This window comes from uncultured Agrobacterium sp., from assembly GCA_913777615.1.
Taxonomy (GTDB): domain Bacteria; phylum Pseudomonadota; class Alphaproteobacteria; order Rhizobiales; family Rhizobiaceae; genus Agrobacterium.
The window spans coordinates 97,939-122,024 of record CAJYTK010000011.1 but is presented as its reverse complement, the minus strand read 5'-3'; the positions used below and the strand labels follow the sequence as shown (position 1 = coordinate 122,024).

The window sequence follows — 24,086 nt, the reverse complement described above, 5'->3', positions numbered from 1 at the left end:
ATGGTAAAGCTCAACAAGATTTATACCCGCACCGGAGACGATGGTACGACCGCGCTGGTTTCGGGCCCGCGCCGGGCGAAATATGATCTGCGCGTGGAAAGCTATGGTGACGTGGACGAAACAAATTCGGTCATCGGCATGGCGCGGCTACATACCGCCGATTTGCCGGAGCTCGATGCGATGCTGTTTCGCATTCAGAACGATCTTTTCGATCTTGGGGCAGATTTGGCCACGCCCGATGATGGTAAGCCGTTGTCTTACGAGCCATTGAGGATCGTCGAATCGCAGGTCACCCGTATCGAGAGGGAGATCGATGCTTTGAACGACACGCTGTCGGCTCTCACCTCCTTCGTACTGCCCGGCGGCTCGGCCGCGGCGGCGCATCTGCATCTGGCGCGCACGGTGTCGAGACGCGCGGAGCGTCGTATGGTGGAGCTTGCGAAGATGGAAGACGAGATCGTTAGCCCAGCGGCATTGAAATACATCAACCGCCTGTCCGATTTCCTTTTCGTTGCTGCGCGTTTCGCCAATCATAATGCGGACGCGATAAAGGCGGATGTTCTGTGGGTGCCGGGCAAGAACCGCTGAGTTGAGCGTAAAAGCAGAGGTCGCATTCCATGTTCATCCCGCTGCATGATGCGAACTCGCTGAAGCACATCAAGCTGCAATATGTGACGGTGTCGCTGATCGGCATCAACATTTTCGTCTGGCTGGTCGTTGGCGCATTTTCGAGCGAGCAGCAGGCAAGCGCTGCGGTGCTGGGGCTAGGTTTCATTCCCGCCGTTCTGTTCGACTATGCTTCGCTCGACCCTGCGCTGGTATTGGTGCCGAAGGATGCGACGATCTTTACCTATGCGTTCCTGCATCTGAGCTTTTGGCACCTCGCCTCGAACATGGTGTTTCTCTGGGTGTTCGGCGACAATGTCGAAGATGCGTTCGGCCATCTCGGCTTCCTGATCTTCTATCTTGCCTGCGCCGCCGCCGGTGCGCTGCTTCACGGGTTCATCGCGCCACAGTCCCAAGGTCCACTGATCGGGGCATCGGGTGCGGTTTCCGGCGTGGTGGCCGCTTATCTTCTGCTGCATCCGCGCGTGCGGGTCTGGGTGCTGGTCTTCATGCGCATTCCGGTGCCGCTTCCAGCCTTCATTCCTCTGGCACTATGGGTTGGCCAGCAATTCGTCATGCTGCTCTTGAGCCCGGAGGAAAGCGTCTCCTGGGGGGCGCATGTGGGAGGCATTCTGACGGGGGCGATCCTTGTCGTTTTCTTTCGTCGAAGCGGCGTTCCACTGTTGGACCGGACACTGGTTACGCCGCGGGCGGTTCAGCATAAAAATCGGGGGCTGCAAGACGCGGGCGTGTCGCAAACGGAACGGCCATCCGACGGGTTTCCGTGAAAATTAGTCTGAGAGCGAGTATTTACGTTGACGTCAACGTAAGGTATCTCGTCAGTGCATGGCGTCATGAGCATTGTTCCGTTGAACTCGATGGAAAAATGCGTATCCATGGCTCAACTTGATTGTCAGGAGGACCGTTTGCGTACGCGCTTAACGGTCAGGAGTTGAAAGAAGGCTGCCGATGAAGATTCTTGTCCCAGTGAAGCGTGTGGTGGACTACAACGTGAAGATCCGCGTCAAGGCGGATGGCTCCGGTGTAGAGCTTGCCAACGTCAAGATGTCGATGAACCCTTTCGACGAAATCTCCGTCGAGGAAGCCCTGCGCCTGAAAGAGGCTGGCAAGGCCGAGGAAGTGATCGTCGTGTCCATCGGCCCTGCAAAGGCTGAAGAGACGCTGCGTACCGCACTCGCCATGGGCGCCGACCGGGCGATTCTGATCGAAACCGACGAAACGGTAGAGCCGCTATCGGTTGCCAAGCTGTTGAAGGGCGTGGTCGAGGCGGAAAATCCAGGTCTCGTCATTGTCGGCAAGCAGGCGATCGATGACGATTCCAACCAGACCGGCCAGATGCTGGCGGCGCTCCTGGGCTGGGGCCAGGGCACCTTCGCCTCCAAGGTGGAGCCGTCCGACGGCAAGGTTGCTGTCACCCGCGAAGTGGATGGCGGTCTCCAGACTGTCGATCTCAAGCTTCCGGCAGTCGTTACCACCGACCTTCGCCTCAACGAACCGCGTTATGCGTCGCTGCCGAACATCATGAAGGCCAAGAAGAAACCGCTCGACAAGAAGTCGCCAGCCGATTTTGGCGTGGATATTGCTCCGCGCCTCAAGGTTTTGAAGACCGAGGAACCCGCTGGCCGCAAGGCAGGCGTCAAGGTCGGTTCTGTTGGCGAACTGGTGTCGAAGCTCAAAGCTGACGGCGTCCTCTAAGGAAAGCGAAAGGGAGATAAACCATGGCCATTCTTCTTCTGGCAGAACACGACAATGCAACCCTTTCCGACCAGACGGCTAAGACGCTGACGGCGGCAACGCAAATTGGCGGCGATGTGCATGTGCTGGTTGCCGGCTCAGGCGCCAAGGCTGCAGCCGATGAAGCTGCGAAGCTTTCCGGCGTTTCCAAGGTACTGCTTGCCGACGACGCATCCTATGCCAACCAGTTGGCCGAGCCGCTGGCTGCTCTGATCGTTTCGCTGGCCGCGTCCTATGATGTGATCATCGCCCCGGCGACGGCTTCGGCCAAAAACGTGCTGCCCCGCGTGGCCGCTCTTCTTGATGTGGCGCAGATTTCCGAAATCACGGACGTCGTGTCCGCCGATACTTTCAAGCGTCCGATCTATGCCGGTAACGCCATTCAGACGGTTCAGGCGACCGACGCCAAGAAGGTCATCACCGTCCGGACCGCGTCCTTTGCTCCGGCTCAGGCTGGCGGTTCTGCCTCTGTCGAATCCGTCTCGGCGGCCGAGAACCCCGGCGTTTCCTCCTTCGTTTCGGACGCGCTTGCTTCGTCCGACCGTCCGGAACTCACCTCTGCCAAGATCATCATCTCGGGCGGTCGCGCGCTTGGTTCTTCGGAGAAGTTCAAGGAAGTCATCCTGCCCGTTGCCGACAAGCTCGGTGCTGCCGTCGGCGCATCGCGCGCTGCTGTCGATGCCGGTTACGCGCCGAACGACTGGCAGGTTGGCCAGACCGGCAAGGTGGTGGCTCCGCAGCTCTACATTGCCTGCGGCATTTCCGGTGCCATCCAGCATCTGGCAGGCATGAAGGACTCTAAGGTCATCGTCGCCATCAATAAGGACGAAGAGGCACCAATCTTCCAGGTGGCGGATTACGGTCTGGTCGCAGACCTCTTCGAAGCTCTGCCAGAGCTTGAAAAAGCAATCTGATCACCGCAATGATAGCAAGCGGCGCGTTTTTACCGACGCGCCGCTTTCGTTTTGTGGCAATATGCGCAACAACGAAGATCTGAAGCGCCACCGGGTTCGGTTCAAGAGCCAAGACGCGCTTCGAAGTGACCAGCGCTGAGACGAATTCAACAGGAGAGATACGCATGACAGGCCCAATCAAGAATATCGGTGTTATCGGAGCCGGTCAGATGGGCTGTGGCATTGCGCATGTCTCTGCTCTCGCGGGTTACAAGGTCCATATCTACGACGTCTCCAAGGACAGGATCGAAGCAGGGCTGGCCACCATCAATGGCAATCTGGCGCGTCAGGTTTCCAACGGCAAACTGGAGGACGATACGCGCAAGTCGGCGCTCGGCCTGATCGGCGGCTCCTCCGATCTCAACGATCTGGCTGCGATGGATCTCGTCATCGAGGCCGCCACGGAAAATGAAGAGGTAAAGCGCAAGATTTACGCGCAGGTTTGCCCGGTGTTGAAGCCAGAAGCCCTGCTTGCCACCAACACCTCGTCCCTATCGATCACCCGCCTCGCATCTGCGACCGATCGCCCCGAACAGTTCATGGGCATTCACTTCATGAACCCGGTGCCGGTGATGAAGCTGGTCGAACTGGTGCGTGGTATTGCGACCGGCGAGAAGACTTTTGAGACTGCCAAGGACTATGTCCGTTCGCTGGATAAGGCGATTACGGTTGCGGAAGATTTTCCAGCCTTCATCGTCAACCGTATTCTTCTGCCGATGATCAACGAGGCGATCTACACGCTCTATGAGGGCGTTGGCACGGTCGAGGCCATCGATACGGCCATGAAGCTCGGCGCCAACCACCCGATGGGTCCGTTGCAATTGGCGGACTTCATCGGTCTTGATACCTGCCTTTCGATCATGCAGGTGCTGCATGATGGTCTGGCCGACAGCAAGTATCGTCCCTGTCCTTTGCTGGTCAAATATGTCGAGGCAGGCTGGCTTGGCCGTAAATCCGGCAGAGGTTTCTACGACTACCGTGGCGAGACACCGGTTCCGACACGTTGATCAAGGCTGCGTAACTGCCGTCACGAGCGCCTTAGCGTCGGGGCTGTCCCAGGCAGCTGGGCCGTTCATGGACGCCAGCAGGCAGCCCTTATCATCCAGAAGCAGCGTTGCCGGCAGGCCGAAGGCGAGACCTTCTTTCTTCAGGACGTTGAACACGCCCATGGAACTATCGCGATAAAGTTTGAGCGAATCGATTTTGTATTCGCTCATGAAGGCCTTCGGCTTTTCATCCTCGCCCGTGTCGATATTGATCGTCGCTACTTCGAACCTGTCGCTACCCTTTTCCTTTTCCAGCGCGTTCAGTGCCGGCATTTCCTCCCGGCACGGGACGCACCATGTGGCCCAGAGGTTCAGCAGAATTGCTTTGCCTTTGAGATCCGCTTGCGTCATCGCCGTGCCTTCCGGAGACTTGAACGAGAGCGGGATCACGCGCGGCTTGTCGGTCGGCGCCATGGCCGCAAGTTGGCCTTTCAGCAGCGGTTCTATGGATGCGATGCGCTTGCCGGCACCCTCACATAAAGCCGCGTCCGCTACCGCTGCCCCTTGAACCTCAGCTTCAGACCCAATATGCCTGAACAACACCACTCCCCCGCCGCTGACAATGCCGGCGATGGCGGCAATTGCAACAAGTCTGGCGGAAGGAAGTCTGAAAGGTCTTTTTTCTGTCATCGAATACTCCAGGGCATGCACAATGGCTGACGGCGCAGAACAGAAATCCTCCAATCAGATGTGGGGCGGACGCTTTGCTTCCGGTCCCTCAGCCATCATGGAAGAGATAAATGCCTCCATTGGCTTCGACAAGAAGCTTTACGCCCAGGATATCCGTGGCTCCATCGCCCACGCCACCATGCTTGCTGCAAAAGGCATTATTTCGGCTGAAGATAAAGACAAGATCATCGAGGGCCTGAACACGATCCTGTCAGAAATCGAGGCGGGCGCATTCGAGTTTTCGCGCAAGCTCGAAGACATTCACATGAATATCGAGGCGCGGCTGGCCACTCTGATCGGTCCGGCTGCCGGTCGCCTGCATACGGCGCGCTCGCGCAACGATCAGGTGGCGCTCGATTTCCGCCTCTGGGTCAAGGAAGAGCTTCAGAAAACCGAAGCCATGTTGAGCGCGCTGATCGCAGCCTTCCTCGACCGCGCCGAACAACATTCCGATACGGTCATGCCGGGCTTTACCCATTTGCAGACGGCCCAGCCCGTGACGTTTGGTCATCACTGCATGGCCTATGTCGAAATGTTTGGGCGCGACCGCGCCCGCGTTCGCCACGCCATCGAGCACTTGGATGAAAGCCCGATCGGGGCTGCGGCGCTGGCTGGAACTGGTTACCCTATCGACCGCCACATGACGGCCAACGCCCTCGGCTTCCGCGAGCCGACGCGCAACTCCATCGATACGGTGTCGGATCGCGATTTTGCGCTGGAGTTTCTCTCCATCGCATCCATCTGCGCCACACATCTGTCGCGTCTGGCGGAAGAAATCGTCATCTGGTCCACACCACAATTCGGCTTCATACGTCTGTCTGATGCCTTTTCCACCGGCTCTTCTATCATGCCACAGAAGAAGAACCCGGATGCTGCCGAACTGGTGCGCGCCAAGACCGGTCGCATCAATGGTTCGCTGGTCGCGCTGCTGACGGTGATGAAGGGCCTGCCGCTCGCCTATTCCAAGGATATGCAGGAAGACAAGGAACAGGTTTTCGATGCGGCGGAGAGCCTGGAACTGGCGATTGCCGCCATGACTGGCATGATCCGCGATCTGGAGGTGAGGGCTGATCGTATGCGTGCCGCTGCCGGATCCGGTTATTCGACCGCGACGGATCTGGCCGACTGGCTGGTGCGCGAAGCGGGGTTGCCGTTCCGTGATGCGCACCACGTGACCGGACATGCCGTGGCGCTTGCGGAAAAGAAGGGTTGCGATTTGGCCGACCTTTCGCTTGAGGAATTGCAGGCGATCAATTCTGCGATCACCGCCAGCGTCTTCGACGTGCTGTCGGTCGAAGCGTCGGTCGCAAGCCGCACGAGTTTTGGCGGCACGGCGCCGTCCGAGGTCCGCAAGCAGATTGCCTGGTGGCGTGGTCGCAACTGATCGGTCGACCGATCAATCCAGCGTTACACCACCATCACAAGAAACAGGGTGCACAAGCGCCCTGTTTTTCGTTATCAGAGATGCAAAGAATTCCTTTGGACGGGTCCATGCTCTTTAAAACCTCTCGCAGTTTCATCATTCCGGTCAGCGTGGCGCTTGCCGCAGGCCTTGCTCTCTCCAGCTGCGGCCGCAAAGGCGATCTTGATGCGCCGAGCACGCCAGTCGAGCAGCGCAACCAGCGCTCGGACAAAAAGGTGGAAACGACGCCGGAACGTCCCTTCGTTCTCGATAAGCTTCTATAACGGAATACGGACGTGAACCATTTTCATTACATCGACGGCGTGCTGCACGCCGAAAACGTTGCTGTGCCTGAAATTGCCAAGGCTGTCGGGACGCCCTTCTACATCTATTCGACAGCGACGCTTGAGCGCCACTACAAGGTTTTCTCTGAGGCCTTCAGCGATGTAGATGCAATGGTCTGCTACGCGATGAAGGCCAACTCCAACCAGGCGGTGCTGAAAACGCTGGCCAAGCTTGGTGCGGGTATCGATGTGGTGTCCGGTGGTGAACTGCGCCGCGCGCTGGCCGCTGGCGTCCCTGCAAGCCGCATCATGTTTTCCGGCGTCGGCAAGACGCCGGCGGAAATGGATCTGGCGCTTGAGGTAGGGATCTACTGCTTCAACGTAGAATCGGAGCCGGAACTCGAAATCCTCAATCTGCGAGCGGTGAAGGCAGGCAAGAAGGCACATGTCTCCTTCCGCATCAATCCGGATGTGGATGCCAAGACGCATGCCAAGATTTCGACCGGCAAGAAGGAAAACAAGTTCGGCATTTCATATCAGCGGGCGCGGGAGGTTTATGCCCATGCCGCAACGCTGCCCGGTATCGATGTCAGCGGCATCGACATGCATATCGGCAGCCAGATCACCGATTTGCAGCCTTTCGAAGATGCGTTCCGACTTTTGCGCGAGCTGGTGGAATCCTTGCGCGGCGACGGTCATACGATCAGCCATGTGGATATTGGTGGCGGTTTGGGCATTCCCTACAAGGATGACAACAATCCACCGCCTTTGCCGGATGCCTATGCGCATATCGTCAAGAACGAATTGAAGAGCCTCAATTGCAAGATCGTCACCGAACCTGGTCGGCTGATCGTCGGCAATGCCGGTATTCTCGTGACCGAAGTTCTTTATGTGAAGGATGGCGGCGAGAAGGATTTCGTCATCGTCGATGCGGCCATGAACGATCTCATTCGACCCACACTTTATGAAGCCTATCACGGCCTTCGTCCGGTGGTTCAGCCGGCGGCCGATGCGCCGCGCATCAAGGCGGATGTGGTGGGACCGGTCTGTGAGACCGGTGATTATCTGGCACTTGATCGCGAGATGGCGTTACCTCAGCCGGGTGATCTCATCGCGGTCAGTTCGGCGGGTGCATATGGCGCTGTTCAGGCCGGAACGTATAACTCCCGTCTTCTGGTGCCGGAAGTCTTGGTCAAGGACCATCAGTTCCATGTCGTTCGTCCTCGCAGCACCTATGAAGAACTGATCGCGCTCGACTCCTTACCCGCCTGGCTGGACTGATTGGCGTCATCACGATTAGGCGAACTGAACTAAAAAAAGAGGGCAAGCCGTGGCTTGCCCTCGTCTTCGCCACAAACGATGTTATCCTGCGCTCTGTTGCACTGAGGGATTTCGTGGCTGCGGCGTTGGCGAGATCGGCGGCGAAATCGTGTGGCCAGACCGGGAGAACGGATTGATGACCACCAGGCAGGGCGCAAGAGGCGCTTTCGATAAAAGACCCGAGCTCGCACGACGCGTGGCAGCGAAGCGGTTCTTTGCGAAAGTCGTTCTGTTTGTCGAGCGCCTCGCTCCGCAGACGGTTCTGCCGCTCTCCATCGCCGCACTCTTCCTGTCTTTTGGCTGGTTCGGACTTTTCCGACAGATGCCCGACATTTTGCGCTGGGCCGTCGTTTTTCTTCTCGTCTTTTCGTTCCTCATATCATTGCTGCCGATAGCGCGATTGCGCTGGCCATCGAAGGATGAGGCGTCGCGCCTGCTCGAAGAGCGTAACGGCCTCGCGCACCAGCCAGTCGGCGTGCAGGAAGACGAACCCGCTTTCGACACCCCGATCGCGCGCGCCTTATGGCGAGAACACCAGACGCGTATGGCCGAGCGGATTGCCGCGCTCGATGCCGGCTTGCCTCGACCGGATATTGCTGGACACGACCGAATGGCGTTGCGCGCCGTTCCGGCGCTTCTTTTGGTGGCGGCTTTTGGCTTCTCCTATTCGAACGGTGCGGGCAGCGTTGCCGATGCGTTTCGCAACCGCCCTGCCTCCGGTCCGCTGAACCCAGATATCCGTCTCGATGCTTGGGTCACGCCGCCATCCTACACCGGCCGTGCGCCGATCTTTCTAACCAGTCAGAATGCCGATCGCGATGAGGCAGTCTCGGTTCCGCAATCTTCCAAGCTGACAATCCGCATGACGGGCGGCGCTGGCCAGGAAGAGGTGACGTTCGAGCCGGACGAGGCTGGCGAGTTGCAAAGGCTCGCGCCCGAAGGGACGGAAGAAAAGAAGACCGCCGCTGAAGCTACAGCATCGCCGCCAAGCCCAGACAATCCCGCTGCCGTTGCGCCGCGGACCTTCACTATGGAGTTCAAGGAAAGCGGGACGATCGAGGCCAATGGCCAGTCCTGGTTCTTCAACATCATCCCGGACAAGCCGCCAGTCATCGCTTTCGATAATCTTCCTCGCCGTGCGGCCAATGGCGCGCTTGAGATCGGCTTTACCGCCAAGGATGATTATGGCGTGCGCGAGGCCCATGCCGTCATCGAGCCTCTTGAGGTTCAGGCAGATGCAAAACCGCTTTATCCGGCCCCGGAGTACAAGCTCGATCTTCCGCGCCAGAACCCGCGCGACATGAAGGGTGTCACCAGCCGCAATCTCACCGAACACCCGATGGCTGGCAAGCGCGTTCGCATTACGCTGGTTGCAACGGACGGCGCCGGGCAGACCGGCAAGAGTCCGCCGCAGGAAATGATCCTTCCCGGTCGCAATTTCTCTGAACCTCTGGCAGCCTCTGTCGCCGAACAGCGGCAAATATTTTCGCTCGATACCCGGCAGATGCCGAAGGCGATCGCCTATAACGAGGCAGTCAGCCTACGCCCCGAAGAGACGATTCCCAACAAGACGCACTATCTCCTGCTGCAATCCGCGCAGGCGCGCATGAAGCTCGCCTATAATGAGGAGATGCTGAAGAATACGGCGGATTATCTCTGGGAAATCGCCTTGGGGATCGAAGACGGTGATCTGTCGCAGGCGGAAAAGCGCTTGCGGGACGCGCAGGATGCATTGTCGCAGGCGCTGGAGCGCAAGGCGCCAGATGAAGAGATCGCCAAGCTGATGCAAGAGCTTCGCGACGCGATGAACGAGTTCATGAAGGAGCTCGCACAGCGCATGCAGAACGCGCCTCAGGGCAATATGAACCAGCAGGCGCAGAACGTGCTGCGCCAACGCGATTTGGAGAATATGATGAACCAGATCGAGAACCTGGCCCGCTCCGGCAACCGTGACGCAGCGAAGGAAATGCTGTCGCAAATGCAACGCATGATGAACAACCTGCAGGCAGGCAGACCGCAGCGCGGCCAGCAGGGTCAGCAGCAAGAAAACAGCCAGTTGCGCCAGCAGATCGACAAGCTTGGCGAGATCATGCAGCAGCAGCAAAAGCTGATGGACGAAACCTTCAAGCTCGATCAGGCACTGCGCGACCGCATGCAACGCGGCGATCCTCAAGAGGGCGAAGAGGGTGGCGAACAGCAGATGGGCGAGAATGGCCAGCCGCCGCAAGACCAGCAAGGCCAGAATGGGCAGCAGCAGAATGGGCAGCAGCAGAATGGGCAAGGGCAAAACCCCGACCAGATGACTGCCCAGCAGCTTCGCGAGGCGTTGAAGAACCTGCGCCAGCAGCAGGACGGGCTTGGTAAGCGGCTTGGCGAGCTTCAAAAGGGCTTGCGCGATCTCGGCATGGAGCCTGGCCAGAACTTCGGTAAGGCAGAGCAGGAAATGAAGGGTGCTGGTGAGGCGCTGGGACAGAGCCGCGGCGAACAGGCAGTCGAAGGTCAGGGCAATGCGCTGAATGCGCTGCGTCAGGGCGCGCAGGACATGATGGGTCAGATCATGCAGGCCATGCGCCAGCAGGGCCAGCGGCCTGGTCAGGGTCAGCAGGGCATGATGGGGCAGGGCGACCAGAATGGTCGCGATCCACTAGGCCGTCCGCGTGCAAATTCTGGTCCGGATTTCGGCGACTCGCAGGTTCGCGTGCCGGATGAAATCGATGTGCAGCGCGCGCGTGAAATCCTCGAAGCGATCCGCGAGAAGCTCGGCAACAATCCACCTGCCGATGTGGAGCGACGCTATCTGGAGCGCCTGCTCGACATCCAGTAATCGTCCATGGGTTTTTAGCAGGACGGTTGCGGGTTCGCCATGAGGAGATTGTCTCATCTGGCGACGTAATGGCTGCGCGATTTCCATCGTCAGGAACATTCTCAGACAGCTCAGGTTCGAAGGGTAACCCCAAGCGAACCTGAGGAGAATGTTATGAAGGCGCTGACTTGGCATGGAAAACACGATATTCGTTGCGAAACCGTGCCCGATCCCGTGATCGAGGATGATCGCGATGCCATCATCAAGGTGACTGCCTGCGCCATCTGCGGCTCCGACGTTCACCTCTATCATGGCTCCGTTCCAGACATGCATTCTGGCGACGTGATGGGCCATGAGGCCATGGGCGAGGTGGTCGAAGTCGGCAAGGGCAACAGCAAGCTGCAAGTCGGCGACCGCGTGGTCGTACCCTTCACCATCTCTTGCGGCCACTGCTTCTTCTGCCAAAGAGGTTTCTTTTCCGGTTGCGAGAACAGTAATCCCGACAAGGAAAAGGCGAAGAAAATGTGGGGAAATTCGCCTGCGGGTCTCTTTGGCTACACGCATATGCTCGGTGGCTATAGTGGAGGGCAGGCGGAATATCTGCGTGTGCCCTATGCCGATGTTGGGCCGGTCAAGGTGCCGGAGGGATTGACCGACGAGCAGGTTCTGTTCCTTTCGGATATCTTCCCGACCGGCTACATGGCCGCTGAGTTCTGCAATATTCAACCTGGCGAAACCGTCGCAATATGGGGCTGCGGACCGGTCGGCCAGATGGCGATCCGTTCCGCCTATATGCTGGGCGCTGAGCGTGTTATCGCCATCGACAGCGTGGTGGAACGGCTGGCGCTTGCAGCCGCCTCGGGCGCATTGACTCTGAACTATCTCGAAACCGATATCTACGACGAGATCATGCAATTGACCGGCGGGCGTGGTGCGGATGCGTGCATCGACGCCGTCGGTACGGAGGCGGATCCGGCGGCCAGTTGGGATTCGCGCATCGACCGCATCAAGGTCGCAACGTTCATGGGCACCGACCGGCCGCATGTACTGCGCCAAGCTATCCATTGCTGCCGCAATTTCGGCACCGTCTCCATTGTCGGTGTCTATGGCGGCTTCCTCGACAAGATCCCCATGGGGTCCGCCATCAATCGCGGGTTGACGCTTCGCATGGCGCAGACACCTGTCCAGCGATACCTCCCGATGTTGATGGATCGGGTATTGAAGGGTGAGATCGATCCATCCTTTGTCATTACTCATCGCGCCACGCTGGAAGAAGGCCCCGGCCTCTTCGAAACATTCAAGAACAAGGAAGACGGCTGCATCAAAGTTGTCATCAAGCCGTAAGGAGAAGCACTATGTCTGAGACGCAAAGGGAGAGGGGGCTTGCGCTCGTGACCGGTGCCTCCAGCGGCATCGGCTTCGAACTGGCAAAATGCGCAGCCGAAAGAGGTTACGACCTGGTCGTGGTCGCTGACGACGAACGTATTTTGAGCGCCGTGAGTGCTTTTACCGTTCGGGGCGTTAAGGCCACACCCGTTATCGCCGACCTCGCAACGCCGGCTGGGATTGAAAGCGTCGTGAAGGCCATCGCAACTCAGGGACGACCCGTAGATTTGCTGATGGCGAATGCAGGTCAGGGGCTCGGCGATGCATTTCTCGACCAGGATCTTTTACGCGGCCAACGTGTCATCAACACCAATATCAGCGGCACGGTGGCGCTGGTGCATCACGTTGGCAATCTGATGCGCAGTAGTGGCTCCGGCAGGATATTGTTGACCGGCTCGATCGCCGGCTTCATGCCCGGCAGTTTCCAGGCGGTTTATAACGCCACCAAGGCCTTCATCAACAGCTTTGCTCTGGCACTACGGGATGAACTGAAAGACACGGGCGTCACTGTTACATGCTTGATGCCAGGGCCAACGGACACCGAATTCTTCGAGCGCGCCGGTATGCTGGACACGCCGGTTGGCCACGGGAAAAAGGACGATCCCACTTTCGTTGCCGAAGTCGGTTTCGACGCCATGATGAAGGGCGACGGCGATGTCGTCAGCGGCTGGAAAAACAAGATCGTGACGGCGGTCGCAAATGCGACGCCGGCTGGCATTCTGGCAAAACAACATCGTCAGATGGCGGAGCCCCAAAAAACGTAATCAAGAATATCGGATGGGTCATGCAAGAGAGCCGGTGGATTGGCGCAGAATCAACTCCACCGGCCATAGCTCTTGGCATTCCTGAACCGGCCTGCCCGATATGATTTGAAGCAGAAGTTCGGTCACGCGCATGCCGGCCATTCGCATGGATGAGCGCGTGGTGGAAAGCGGCGGCATCAGACTTTCCGGCGTCAGGTAGGGGAAGACGTCGTCATGGGCAATCACGGAGACATCCTTGCCGATGGAAAGGCCCATTTGTGTGGCGGCGCGATAGACCCCTTGTGCCGTCATCATCGCGCCTGCGACGAAAGCGGTCGGGCGGGATGGCTGCTCTAGAAGCGCACGCGCGAATCGGAAGGCTGTTTCCTCGCTGAAATGCTCGTTCATCATCAGTTTGGGGTCGGGGGTCAGGGCGTACTCCGTGAGAGCGTCCCGGAAACCCTGTTCTCGGTCGTTGACGAATGTCCTTCCCTTCGGTCCGTTGATCAAGGCAATGCGCCGGTGGCCGCGCTCCAGAAAATGCATGGTGGGGCGGTATGTCACATCGCGATTGTCGATATCGAGCCAGGCATGCGGAAGAGAGATATTTGACCGGCCATGCACGATGAAGGGGACGCCCAACCGGTTGAGCAAGGCGATGCGTTCATCCGCAGGGCGAGGAGAATGGACGACGATGCCATCTACCTTGCCACTTGCCGCCAAGCGGTTGAAGATCGCCAGTTCCTCGTCCAGATTGTTGTCGATAGCCACGCTGACGAGAATGTCGGTTTCCTGTCCTTCCAGACGGGCTGCCATGCCGCCCATGAATTCCGAGAAAAAGTGTCCGCCGCCGCTGCGGCCCATGACAACACCAATAGCGCCTGCGCGACCTGTAACGAGCCTCACTGCGTTGGCATTGGGTCTATACCCAAGCCTGCGCGCAGCCTCCATCACCCGCTCGCGAGTTTCCTGACGAACCTCCGGATAGCCCCCAAGGGCACGGCTGACCGTCGTTGGAGAGAGGCCAACCTGTTCTGCAAAATCCTTGAGCTTCATGATGTCCGCCGTTTTCATCTGCATGCTAGCTCAATTGGAATTTTTCAAGCAACAAAAATCGAAACCGATTTAAAATTATACGATCGTCATGAACCATTTAGATTCATGGGCTTCACGTTGGGCCACGGGTTGTCAACGGAACAGCTCGATTAAATAGCAATTGGCGCCCTATTGACAGAAGAAATGGGAATTGTAAGCTTCCCAAAATTGAAAGCGTTTTCAATTAGTGGTCGTCAAAGTTTCAGAGGGAGGAGAATGATGACGAACTTTTCTAAGAGGGCTTTGTTCCTGTGTGGCAGTCTTTTGGCGTTTGCCGCGTCTGCGCAGGCTGCCGAAATCGCCATGGCCGCGAACTCAACCGGCAAGAACCTCAACTTCATTCGCGAGCGTCTGACCGAATTCGAAAAGCAGAGCGGCCACAAGGTGAAGCTTGTGACGATGCCGCCGTCGTCAAGCGAACAGTTTAGTCAGTACCGGCTGTGGCTCGCAGCTGGAAACACGGATGTGGATGTTTATCAGACCGATATCGTCTGGGCTCCGCAGCTTGCCGATCAGTTCGTCGACCTGACGGCTGCGGCGAAGGACGTCATCGCTCAGCACTTCCCGTCTGTGGTTGCTTCGCAGACAGTGGACGGCAAACTGGTTGCCATGCCGATGTACACCGACGCCCCGGCAATGTTCTATCGCAAGGATTTGCTCGACAAATACGGCAAGCAGCCGCCGAAGACCTGGAAGGAAATGGCGGAAACGGCCAAGGAAATTCAGGACAAGGAACGAGCCGCCGGACAGAAGGACATGTGGGGTTTCGTGTTTCAGGGCAGCGCCTATGAGGGCCTGACATGCAACGCCCTCGAATGGGTGGCATCCGCTGGCGGCGGGCATATCGTCGAGACCAACGGCGATCTCAGCATCAACAATGAAAAGGCTGCCGCCGCACTCGAAATGGCCAAGAGCTGGATCGGCACTATCGCTCCGCAAGGTGCGCTCGCCTACAAGGAGGAGGAGGCCCGCGGCGTCTGGCAAACCGGCAATTCGGTGTTCATGCGTAACTGGCCTTATGCCTATGCTCTGGGCAATGGTGCAGATAGCGCTATCAAGGGCAAGTTCGGCGTCGTGCCGCTACCTGCTGGCGCAGAGGGTCAGGCACCTGCTTCGACCTTGGGTGGCTGGAACGTCGCTGTCTCCAAATATTCAAAGAGCCAGGACGCAGCCATCGAACTGGTGAAGTTCCTGACCTCTGCCGAGACGCAGAAGAAGCGTGCGGTGGAGCTTTCCAACATGCCCACCATCGCGGCACTCTACGACGATAAGGATGTGGCCGCCGCGCAGCCCTTCATGCCGCAATGGAAGCCCATCTTTGAAACGGCGGTACCGCGTCCGTCCGCAGCTACGAAGGTGAAATATAATGAGGTGTCGTCCAAGTTCTGGGGCGCTGTTCACAACACGCTTTCCGGCTCCGGTACGGCCGCAGAAAATCTCGAGCTGCTCGAAGTCGAGCTGACCGATCTCAAGGGAAGTGGCTGGTAACACTTAAAACGCGAAGCGGTATCGCTTGCCGCTTCGCTTCCCGTCCAATCGGTGGAAACTCTCATGAAAACTCCTGTCCCTGATCGACCGGCGGCGACGGTCGGCTCCGACCTGCAATCGGAAAGGCTGCGCTCCGCGTGGCTGTTCCTCGCCCCGACCTTCCTCGTGCTCGCCCTGGTCGCGGGCTGGCCTCTCGTCAGAACCGTCTGGTTCAGTCTGACGGACGCCTCTCTGACCAACCTCTCCGACGCGCAATTCGTTGGCCTGAAGAATTACATTTCCTGGATTACACTCAGCAGCGGTCGCACCGTTTATCGTGGCCTTTTGGCAGACCCTGTCTTCTGGGGTGCCGCTTGGAACACGGTGAAATTTACGATTCTCTCAGTGTCGCTGGAAACGGTTCTCGGTCTTATCGTCGCGTTGGTGCTGAATGCCGAATTCAAGGGCCGAGGCCTTGTCCGCGCCGCGATCCTCATTCCCTGGGCCATTCCCACCATCGTTTCGGCGCGCATGTGGTCGTGGATGCTGAACGACCAGTTCGGCATTCTGAACGATATGATGCTGAGCCTTGGCCTCATCAGCCAGAAGATCGCATGGACGGCCAATCCCGAGACGGCGATGACCGCCGTACTGATCGTCGATGTCTGGAAAACGACGCCCTTCATGGCGCTCCTCATCCTTGCCGGTCTGCAGATGGTGCCGAAGGATATGTATGAGGCGGCCAAGGTCGATGGCATCCACCCGATCAAGGTGTTTTGGCGCGTCACGCTTCCGATGATCCGCCCGGCCCTTATGGTCGCGGTCATCTTCCGTATGCTGGATGCGATGCGTGTCTTCGACCTGATCTACATCCTGACACCGAACAATGCGCAGACCCGGACGATGTCGGTTTTGGCACGTGAGAATCTCTTCGACTTCGACAAGTTTGCTTATGGCGCTGCGGTTTCGACCATGCTGTTTCTCATCATCGCCTCGATCACCATCGTCTATATGTGGCTTGGCCGCGTCAACACTGATGGAGGCGCAAAATGACGGCAACGACGGTTCTCAAAAACACCGCCTTCTACGCGCTCGTCGCCATTATCATCGTAGTGGCCGTGTTCCCCTTCTACTACGCCATCCTGACGAGCTTCAAATCCGGCACGGCGCTGTTTGAAATCAATTATCTGCCAAGGACGTTTTCAATCGGCAACTATGCCGACGTTCTGGCCAATGACAACTTCCTTCGCAATCTCGGCAACTCGTTGCTGGTCGCGACCTGCGTCGTCGCGTTGTCTCTGCTTCTGGCCGTGACTGCCGCCTACGCGCTGGCCCGCGTTCGCTTCCGGGGTCGTGCTCTGCTGCTGCTGACGATCCTGTCAGTCTCTATGTTTCCGCAGATCGCGGTGCTGGCGGGTCTCTTCGAACTGATCCGTTGGGCAGGCCTTTTCAACACCCCCTTGGCGCTGATCTTCTCCTACATGATCTTCACGCTGCCCTTTACCGTCTGGGTGCTCACGACCTTCATGCGGGACCTGCCGGTTGAAATCGAGGAGGCTGCGATTGTCGACGGCGCTTCGCCTTGGGTCATCATCACGCAGGTTTTCTTGCCGCTGATGTGGCCGGCATTGGTCACGACGGGGCTTCTCGCCTTCATTGCGGCCTGGAACGAGTTCCTGTTTGCGCTGACCTTCACCTCATCCAACGAGCAACGAACGGTTCCGGTAGCGATTGCGTTGCTCTCGGGAAGCTCTCAGTTTGAAATTCCCTGGGGAACGATCATGGCGGCTTCCGTCATCGTCACCGTCCCACTCGTCATCCTCGTTCTGATCTTCCAGCGACGCATCATTTCCGGCCTGACAGCCGGTGGCGTCAAAGGCTAGGAGAAATCTCATGACCAGCATTCAACTGCGAAACTTACGCAAATCCTTCGGCGCTTTCGATGTCATCAAGGGCATCGACATGGATATCCGCTCCGGCGAATTCATGGTCTTCGTCGGCCCATCAGGCTGCGGAAAATCCACGCTTCTGCGCCTGATCTGCGGCCTGGAGGAAATCACCGGCGGCGAGCTTTCCTTCGAGGGTGAGATCGTCAATCGCCTGACGCCGGCCAAGCGCGGTGTCGCCATGGTCTTCCAGTCCTATGCGCTTTATCCGCATATGACAGTTTTCGAAAACATGGCCTTCGGCATGAAACTCGCCGGTTCCAGCAAGGAAGAGAGGCGCAAGCGCGTGGAGGCAGCAGCTGAGATGCTGCAGCTAACCCCTTACCTGGAACGTCTGCCCAAGCAGCTTTCGGGCGGACAGCGCCAACGCGTGGCGATCGGACGCGCCATCGTTCGCGATCCGAAGGTCTTTCTCTTCGATGAGCCGCTTTCCAACCTCGATGCCGCCCTTCGCGTCGCCACCCGTCTTGAAATCGCCAAGCTCCACCGTAGCATGCATGACACGACGATGATTTACGTTACCCACGACCAGGTGGAGGCGATGACGCTTGCGGACAGAATTTGTGTGTTGCGGGACGGCCGTGTCGAGCAGATTGGCACGCCACTTGAGCTATATGAAGCCCCGGTCAACACCTTCGTCGCGGGCTTCATCGGCTCACCGAAGATGAATTTTATCGGCGGCCGTCTTGCAGAAAGCCATGGTGCGCATTCGATCGGCATTCGGCCAGAACATATCGTCGTTTCAGACGGTGCGGGTGGCTGGACGGGCGAGATCGTCCACTCCGAAATGCTTGGCTCCGATAGCTACATATACGTTGATATCGGCGCGGACGAGCCGCTCGTCGTTCGCGAGGAGGGGGTTTCCCACCGGGCGACGGGAGAGACGCTCAAGTTATCGCCCTTGCCGGAGCACATTCACCGTTTCGATCAGGCGGGCGTTTCGCTGAGACGCGCAGAAACACGCGGAGCCGCCTGATCAATTTCCGTTCACTGGCGTTAACAACCAGCGCTGGTTCATCAAGGAGTATCTCTATGACCATCAACACCGTCGTGTGGGGTGAAAATATCCACGAACACATCAACGAGACCGTTCGTGCTGTTTACCCAAACGGCATGCATAACACGATCGCCGATGCCCTGAACAAGGACCCGGAGATCAACGCAACGACCGCCACTCTGCAAGAGCCAGAACATGGTCTTTCGCAGGCGAGATTGGACCAGACCGACGTGCTGGTCTGGTGGGGCCACAAGGACCATGGCGCAGTTCAAGACGAAATCGTCGAGCGCGTGGCGAAGCGCGTCTGGGAAGGCATGGGCCTTATCGTTCTCCACTCAGGCCACTTCTCCAAACCGTTCAAGCGGCTAATGGGCACCCCATGCGCGTTGAAATGGCGCGAGGCCGGCGAACGTGAACGCATCTGGACCATCAATCCCCGCCATCCGATCGCGGCTGGTCTGCCGGAGCATTTCGAACTGGAAAACGAGGAAATGTACGGAGAGCAGTTCTCCGTTCCCGAACCATTGGAAACCGTGTTCATTTCCTGGTTCCAGGGTGGCGAGGTGTTTCGCTCAGGCCTGACCTGGCGCCGCGGTGCGGGCAATATCTTCTATTTCCGCCCAGGGCATGAAACATATCCCACCTACCATGACGACAACATTCAGAAGGTGATCAGCAATTCGGTCAAGTGGGCCTACAATCCAGTGGGAGCGCTCAAGAGCATTCACGATGCGCCGAACGTGCCCGTCGAAAAGGCGCTCGAGCCGATCGAGGAACGCGGCCCCAAACTGCACCAGGCTGGTGAAGCAGGTTACAGGTAATTCATTATGAAGCTACTTATTCTTGGAACCGGTGGTATGGCGAACACGCACGCCACCCACTTCTCTCAGATTTCGGGCGTGGAAACCGTTGCCGCTGTTGATGTCGACGAGGTGATCGTGCGCGCCTTTGCTGCACGCCACCACATACCGTTGACCTTCACCTCGCTGGATGATGCTCTGGCATGGGGTGAATTCGACGCTGTGGCCAATGTCACGCCGGATGCGATCCATCATCCGACCAGCCTCAAGTTGTTGGCTGCGGGAAAGCACGTCTTCTGCGAAAAGCCTTTGGCGGAAACCTATGGTAAAGCCGCGGAAATGGCAGATGCCGCCGAAAAGGTAGGCTTGGTTGCCATGGTGAACCTCACTTACCGCAACGTGGCACCGCTTCAGGAAGCGCGCAAGATGGTGCTGGAAGGCCGTATTGGCAAGCTGCGGCATCTGGAGGCTTCCTATCTCCAGAGCTGGCTGGTGTCGAAAGCCTGGGGCGACTGGATGACGGAGAGCAAATGGCTCTGGCGCCTTTCAACCAAACACGGCTCGAACGGCGTTCTTGGCGATGTTGGCATTCATATTCTCGATTTTGCATCTTACGGTGCGGGCAGCGACGTGGAGCGTATCTTCACGCGCCTAAAGACCTTCGACAAGTACGAAGGCAACCGGATCGACGTCTACGACCTGGACGCCAATGACAGTTTCACCATGACGGCGGAACTACAGAATGGCGCCATGGGGGTCATTCACGCCACCCGTTGGGCGACCGGCCATCTGAACGAGCTTCGCCTGCGCCTGCATGGCGACAAAGGTGCGCTTGAGGTTGTTCATACGCCCGAATATTCGACACTGCGCGGATGCCTTGGCGACGATATCGAAAAGGCGATCTGGCGCGATATCGAGCCGGAGCCGGTGCCGACGAATTATGAGAAATTCGCCAAAGCCGTGATGGAAGGCGGAGTTGCCGATCCGGATTTCCGCCACGCCGCCAACCTTCAGAAGGTTCTCGATCTCTCGATCGTCACCGATCGTGAACGACGCGAGATTGCCGTCTGAGGGCAAGAACTACGATGTCGATATTAAAGGTCGGGGAGCATCTAGCCCCTCGGCCTTTTTTGCTGCGTCGTGTCAAAAGACCCGCAAAACGGTATGTTAACAGGTCCCGTTCTAAGGTGACCCAGAAAGTGTCCAGGTCTGGCCGTCTGTTATATTGAGGCGATCCTGTCCAAAACTTAGACCTTTCTTTACGTGGGTCATGGTGTGCCGATGTCTTCACCGGTTCCTCGTCTGCTTTATGTATTGAGTTATAGGCCGGTGAACTGACATGGCGATGAACCAGAATGTGATGGACGAAGCGAGTTATCGCGAACCCACGCATGGGCCGGAGAACCTGTTGCGACTCTTCGCGCTTTTGTGGCGAAACATTCTTCTTATCATCCTCAGCGGGCTGCTGCTGGGCATGGTCGCATTCGGCATTTCACTGCTGATGCGCAATTACTACCAGGCGACCACACAAATCCTGCTCGACCCCGAAGGCTCGCGAATTCTGGAAAGCGAATTGTCCACCCAGCCGCGGGCGGTGGACTCGCATGTGCTGAACCAACAGTATCTGCTGACGTCGAACGAGCTTCTGGCCCGTGTGGTCGAGAAGGAAAACCTCGAGGATGATCCGGAGTTCGGCGCGTTCGGATCCGAGTACACCGACAGCAGAAGCCGCACTCAGCTTGCCATCGATAGGCTGCGTAAGGCTCTGTCCGTGGCGATCGTCGGTAAAAGCTTCATCGTCAATGTAACGGTACGGTCGAACAGCCCGGAGCAGGCGGCGAAGATCGCCAATACCATTGCCAACACGTACCTCCAGCTCCGTTCCGAAATGAATACCGATACGCTGAAACGGACGGGGGGCAGCCTTTCCGCACAGCTCGAACAGCTTCGAAAAGCTGTGGAGGATGGAGACCGCGCCGTTCAGGCCTACCGAGCCACGCATAATCTTGCAAATGTTGCCGGTCGCCCTGACATCGAACAGCAGATCACCGATAGCAATGCCGAAATCGCCCGCCTCTCCGGCACAATCGCCGAGAACGAGGCGCTGGTGTCCGAGCTGACGCAGGCGCGCAACGACAGGCAATATCTGCGATCCATTCCAGACACGTCTCTCACGCCCTCGATCATTTCTCTGAGGGCGCGCTATCAGCAAAGCCAGGAGGAGCAAGCCGTTCTTGCCACCTCGCTTGGCGCGCAGCATCCCGCGCTTCAGGCGGCGAGAGCCAGAACCCAGTCCCTGGCAACGATCCTTGACGATCAGCTTCGCAACTTCGCGACCACCACGTCGCGCAATCTGGATCGACTGAAAAATCAGTTGGCGCTTCTTCAGGCCAATCTCGACACGCTCAAGCGCAATCTCAATGGTGAAGAAGACACCATGGTTCAATTGCGCGAACTTCAACGGAAGCTCGACAGCGATCGCGCTGTCTATGAGTCCTTCCTGTTGCGCACCCGCCAGCTATCGGAGCAGCAAAGCGCACCCGCAGAAAATCCAAAGATCATTTCCGTTGCAGAGGCGCCGTTGCGCAAGGCCGGACCGCCGCGAGCCCTGATTGCAGCAGGTGCCGGGCTGTTCGGTATGATACTTGCAGCAGGTTTTCTGGTGCTGCGCGACCAATTCGGCGGGCGAAACGCAGTCGTGAGCGCGCCAGGTCCGGCAAACGTCATCAACCGCTTTAAACGGTCGAAGGCTGCAAAGGCCCAAAAGGCCGTTGAAACGCTTGCCGAGCCGACCGGAGCGCCCAAGGCTGTCACTGTCGAGGAGGCGAGCCCGCCTACCCAAGCGGTTGCGCCCGCCACGCTATCGGAGCCGGTGGCTAATTCTGCGCTTCGGAGGTCCGGCATCATCTCCGGCGCTCATAGCCGTGCTCTTCTCGCGCGAGACACGGATGATTATGCCGGGCTTGTGAAAGAAGTTTGCGCCTCCGTTCCCCTTGCAAAGGGTTATGCGGTTCTGGTCGTTTCTACCGGTCCGAAAAACCGGGCCTCCAACGCTGCGTTCAATCTGGCCCATGCCGCCGCTCGGTTGGGACGGCGCGTCTTGCTGGCGGACGGCGCAAGCCGCGATCCTGCCTTGACGGCCATGTTGCTTGGCTATTCTCCATCCGTAAAAGACTATGCCGCCGAACCCCATGGTGGAGTGATTGCCGATTTCGAGGAGACGTCGCTTCTCAAATTTTTGCCGGCGGGCGCCGATCTTGAGGCACATCTGTCCGGACATATGGTGAATGATGAGAATGAGGCTTTCGATCTGATCGTCGTGGATGGCGGGATTGCTAGCGCACATGCAGCATCGAGTTCGATTGCAAGAATGATTGATGAAGTCGTTCTCCTTGAAAACGAAGAGGACGCAGGAAGCACTGTCCTCTCGCTCGTGGCTCTCGAAGAAGGTGGGCTAAAGCAGGCGCGTGTGGTTCGTCAGGACCACGCCGGCCTTCACTTTTGAGGTTGGTTTGGCACAGACTGGACACCTTGCGATGAAGCGCTTTCCATTCCTCGGCAATGGCCTTAGGTCGATGGGTCTTAGCGTGCTTTTCAATACCGGGCTTCGTGGGTCGACGCTTGTCCTGCGTTTTGCCCTCTCATTTTATATCGTCAAATTCATGGGTTTGGAGGCGGCCGGCATTTACGGTCTGGCGCTTGGTGTTGTCACTACTGCGCCCGCCATCCTTGGGTGGGGTCTCAATTATTTTATTACCCGCGATGTCAGCGGCAAGTCGAATGGCGTGACCGGCGCCTATATGAAAACGCGGCTTGCGGTTACGGTCGCTTCGCTGTCGATCATGACGCTGCTTTTGGTGGCCTTCGCCTTCCTCTTCGACTATTCAATCAAGCCGCTTTACCTACTCGTTCTCATCGTTGTGTGGTTGGAAACCATTTCCTGCGATATCCATATGCCCTTGATTTCCAAGGAAATGTCGAGCGCTGCCAATATTCTGTTTTTCTTGCGCACCACATCCTGGGTTCTGCCGGTCATTGCACTGGGGCTGCTGTTCTCTTCGTTTCGCAACATTGAGACGGTGTTCGCCGGATGGGCTCTCGGATATCTCGGCATGTTTGCCGGGCTTTTTTATTTTCTGCGGCACTGGCCGCTTGTGCGGATCGCCAGAACACCTATCCGCTACGAGTGGATCAGGAGCCGCATGCGCCGTTCCTGGCTCATCCACATTAGCGATATGAGCAATGTCGGCCTGGTCTATGCGGACCGCTACATCGTGTCGCTGTTGCTGACCTTGTCCCTCACGGGCGTCTATACGTTCTATTGGTCGCTGGCGAATGCGTTGCAGACGTTGATTTCGACGGCGGTGTTACAAATCGCCATTCCCAAATTGTTCAAAGCCTATAGCGATGGTTCGATCAATGAGTGGCGTCGCATGATGATACGGCAGTTCGTCAAGACCGCAGTGGTCGGGCTCGTTCTCGGGGCAGCAATCTTTATTGCGGGAAGCATCGTCGTACAGTTCATGAACATGCCAACGCTTAGCGAGTACAAGGGCATTTTCGCGCTGCTGCTGCTGACGGCGGCGGTGCGTGCCTGTACGGATCTGATGGGCTTCGGATTAAGCAGCCTTAGAAAAGACGGCTCCTACGCCTTCGTCAACCTGTCGAGTGTGATCCTATCTGTCGGAATGAGTTTCCTTCTCATCGGCACATTCGGCTTCATGGGGGCGGGGCTGGCCGCGTTTGTGACCGCGCTGATAACGGCATCCATTTCGGGGATCATGCTCTGGCGGGCGTCCAGAATTGTTTAAAGC

Annotated in this window: 21 protein-coding genes; 19 read left to right on the top strand and 2 right to left on the bottom strand. The window is 57.8% G+C overall.

Annotated features, from left to right (window positions below):
• The 5 genes from QZ862_RS09665 to QZ862_RS09645 all read left to right on the top strand — a co-directional run bounded on the left by QZ862_RS09665 (window position 1) and on the right by QZ862_RS09645 (window position 4,321).
• A complete protein-coding gene (locus QZ862_RS09665; protein ID WP_296039924.1) occupies window positions 1–588 on the top strand; it encodes a cob(I)yrinic acid a,c-diamide adenosyltransferase in 588 nt (195 codons plus the stop codon).
• A gap of 29 nt (window positions 589–617) precedes the next feature.
• A complete protein-coding gene (locus QZ862_RS09660) occupies window positions 618–1,394 on the top strand; it encodes a rhomboid family intramembrane serine protease (RefSeq protein ID WP_296099406.1) in 777 nt (258 codons plus the stop codon).
• 181 nt (window positions 1,395–1,575) lie between these two features.
• On the top strand, window positions 1,576–2,322 hold the full coding sequence (locus QZ862_RS09655) for an electron transfer flavoprotein subunit beta/FixA family protein (protein WP_296099403.1): 747 nt from the start codon (window positions 1,576–1,578) through the stop codon (window positions 2,320–2,322).
• 23 nt (window positions 2,323–2,345) lie between these two features.
• Complete coding sequence (locus tag QZ862_RS09650; RefSeq protein WP_296099400.1) at window positions 2,346–3,275, top strand: electron transfer flavoprotein subunit alpha/FixB family protein; 930 nt, start codon at window positions 2,346–2,348, stop codon at window positions 3,273–3,275.
• A 164-nt stretch (window positions 3,276–3,439) separates the two neighbouring features.
• Entirely contained in the window at window positions 3,440–4,321 is an 882-nt protein-coding gene (locus QZ862_RS09645) for a 3-hydroxybutyryl-CoA dehydrogenase (RefSeq protein WP_296017721.1), read from the top strand.
• Here the strand turns inward: QZ862_RS09645 and QZ862_RS09640 are convergent, their stop codons facing one another.
• A complete protein-coding gene (locus QZ862_RS09640; RefSeq protein WP_296099397.1) occupies window positions 4,322–4,990 on the bottom strand; it encodes a TlpA disulfide reductase family protein in 669 nt (222 codons plus the stop codon).
• A gap of 22 nt (window positions 4,991–5,012) precedes the next feature.
• Between QZ862_RS09640 and argH the strand changes: the two genes are divergently transcribed.
• The 6 genes from argH to QZ862_RS09610 all read left to right on the top strand — a co-directional run bounded on the left by argH (window position 5,013) and on the right by QZ862_RS09610 (window position 12,988).
• The gene (gene argH / locus QZ862_RS09635; protein ID WP_296099394.1) at window positions 5,013–6,413 is read left to right on the top strand and encodes an argininosuccinate lyase; all 1,401 of its coding nucleotides are present in this window, start codon (window positions 5,013–5,015) and stop codon (window positions 6,411–6,413) included.
• Window positions 6,414–6,520: 107 nt separating this feature from the next.
• On the top strand, window positions 6,521–6,715 hold the full coding sequence (locus tag QZ862_RS09630) for a lipoprotein (RefSeq protein ID WP_296017727.1): 195 nt from the start codon (window positions 6,521–6,523) through the stop codon (window positions 6,713–6,715).
• A gap of 12 nt (window positions 6,716–6,727) precedes the next feature.
• Window positions 6,728–7,996 carry a diaminopimelate decarboxylase gene (gene lysA, locus QZ862_RS09625; protein ID WP_296099390.1) on the top strand — a complete coding sequence of 423 codons (1,269 nt, stop codon included), beginning with the start codon at window positions 6,728–6,730 and terminating at the stop codon, window positions 7,994–7,996.
• A 175-nt stretch (window positions 7,997–8,171) separates the two neighbouring features.
• Window positions 8,172–10,859: a TIGR02302 family protein gene (locus QZ862_RS09620; RefSeq protein WP_296099386.1), complete on the top strand. Its 2,688-nt coding sequence runs from the start codon at window positions 8,172–8,174 to the stop codon at window positions 10,857–10,859.
• A gap of 153 nt (window positions 10,860–11,012) precedes the next feature.
• On the top strand, window positions 11,013–12,182 hold the full coding sequence (locus QZ862_RS09615) for a zinc-dependent alcohol dehydrogenase (RefSeq protein WP_296099383.1): 1,170 nt from the start codon (window positions 11,013–11,015) through the stop codon (window positions 12,180–12,182).
• A gap of 11 nt (window positions 12,183–12,193) precedes the next feature.
• Window positions 12,194–12,988: an SDR family NAD(P)-dependent oxidoreductase gene (locus QZ862_RS09610; protein WP_296099381.1), complete on the top strand. Its 795-nt coding sequence runs from the start codon at window positions 12,194–12,196 to the stop codon at window positions 12,986–12,988.
• An 18-nt stretch (window positions 12,989–13,006) separates the two neighbouring features.
• Here the strand turns inward: QZ862_RS09610 and QZ862_RS09605 are convergent, their stop codons facing one another.
• A complete protein-coding gene (locus tag QZ862_RS09605; RefSeq protein ID WP_296099879.1) occupies window positions 13,007–14,023 on the bottom strand; it encodes a substrate-binding domain-containing protein in 1,017 nt (338 codons plus the stop codon).
• Between the two features lie 258 nt (window positions 14,024–14,281).
• On the opposite strand from QZ862_RS09605, the gene QZ862_RS09600 reads away from it, so the two are divergent.
• The 8 genes from QZ862_RS09600 to QZ862_RS09565 all read left to right on the top strand — a co-directional run bounded on the left by QZ862_RS09600 (window position 14,282) and on the right by QZ862_RS09565 (window position 24,083).
• On the top strand, window positions 14,282–15,550 hold the full coding sequence (locus QZ862_RS09600; RefSeq protein WP_296099379.1) for an ABC transporter substrate-binding protein: 1,269 nt from the start codon (window positions 14,282–14,284) through the stop codon (window positions 15,548–15,550).
• A gap of 63 nt (window positions 15,551–15,613) precedes the next feature.
• Window positions 15,614–16,582, top strand: coding sequence for a sugar ABC transporter permease (locus tag QZ862_RS09595; RefSeq protein ID WP_296099377.1), 969 nt, complete (start codon window positions 15,614–15,616; stop codon window positions 16,580–16,582).
• Window positions 16,579–17,412: a carbohydrate ABC transporter permease gene (locus QZ862_RS09590; RefSeq protein ID WP_296099374.1), complete on the top strand. Its 834-nt coding sequence runs from the start codon at window positions 16,579–16,581 to the stop codon at window positions 17,410–17,412. The genes QZ862_RS09595 and QZ862_RS09590 overlap by 4 nt, the downstream gene beginning before the upstream one ends.
• A 10-nt stretch (window positions 17,413–17,422) precedes the next feature.
• Window positions 17,423–18,451 carry an ABC transporter ATP-binding protein gene (locus tag QZ862_RS09585; protein WP_296017744.1) on the top strand — a complete coding sequence of 343 codons (1,029 nt, stop codon included), beginning with the start codon at window positions 17,423–17,425 and terminating at the stop codon, window positions 18,449–18,451.
• 56 nt (window positions 18,452–18,507) lie between these two features.
• Window positions 18,508–19,293: a ThuA domain-containing protein gene (locus tag QZ862_RS09580; RefSeq protein ID WP_296039903.1), complete on the top strand. Its 786-nt coding sequence runs from the start codon at window positions 18,508–18,510 to the stop codon at window positions 19,291–19,293.
• Between the two features lie 6 nt (window positions 19,294–19,299).
• Window positions 19,300–20,343, top strand: a complete 1,044-nt coding sequence (locus QZ862_RS09575; RefSeq protein WP_296099372.1) for a Gfo/Idh/MocA family oxidoreductase — start codon at window positions 19,300–19,302, stop codon at window positions 20,341–20,343.
• Between the two features lie 268 nt (window positions 20,344–20,611).
• A complete protein-coding gene (locus tag QZ862_RS09570) occupies window positions 20,612–22,777 on the top strand; it encodes a GumC family protein (RefSeq protein ID WP_296099369.1) in 2,166 nt (721 codons plus the stop codon).
• Window positions 22,778–22,808: 31 nt separating this feature from the next.
• A complete protein-coding gene (locus tag QZ862_RS09565) occupies window positions 22,809–24,083 on the top strand; it encodes an oligosaccharide flippase family protein (RefSeq protein WP_296099365.1) in 1,275 nt (424 codons plus the stop codon).
• The last annotated feature ends 3 nt before the right edge of the window (window positions 24,084–24,086 follow it).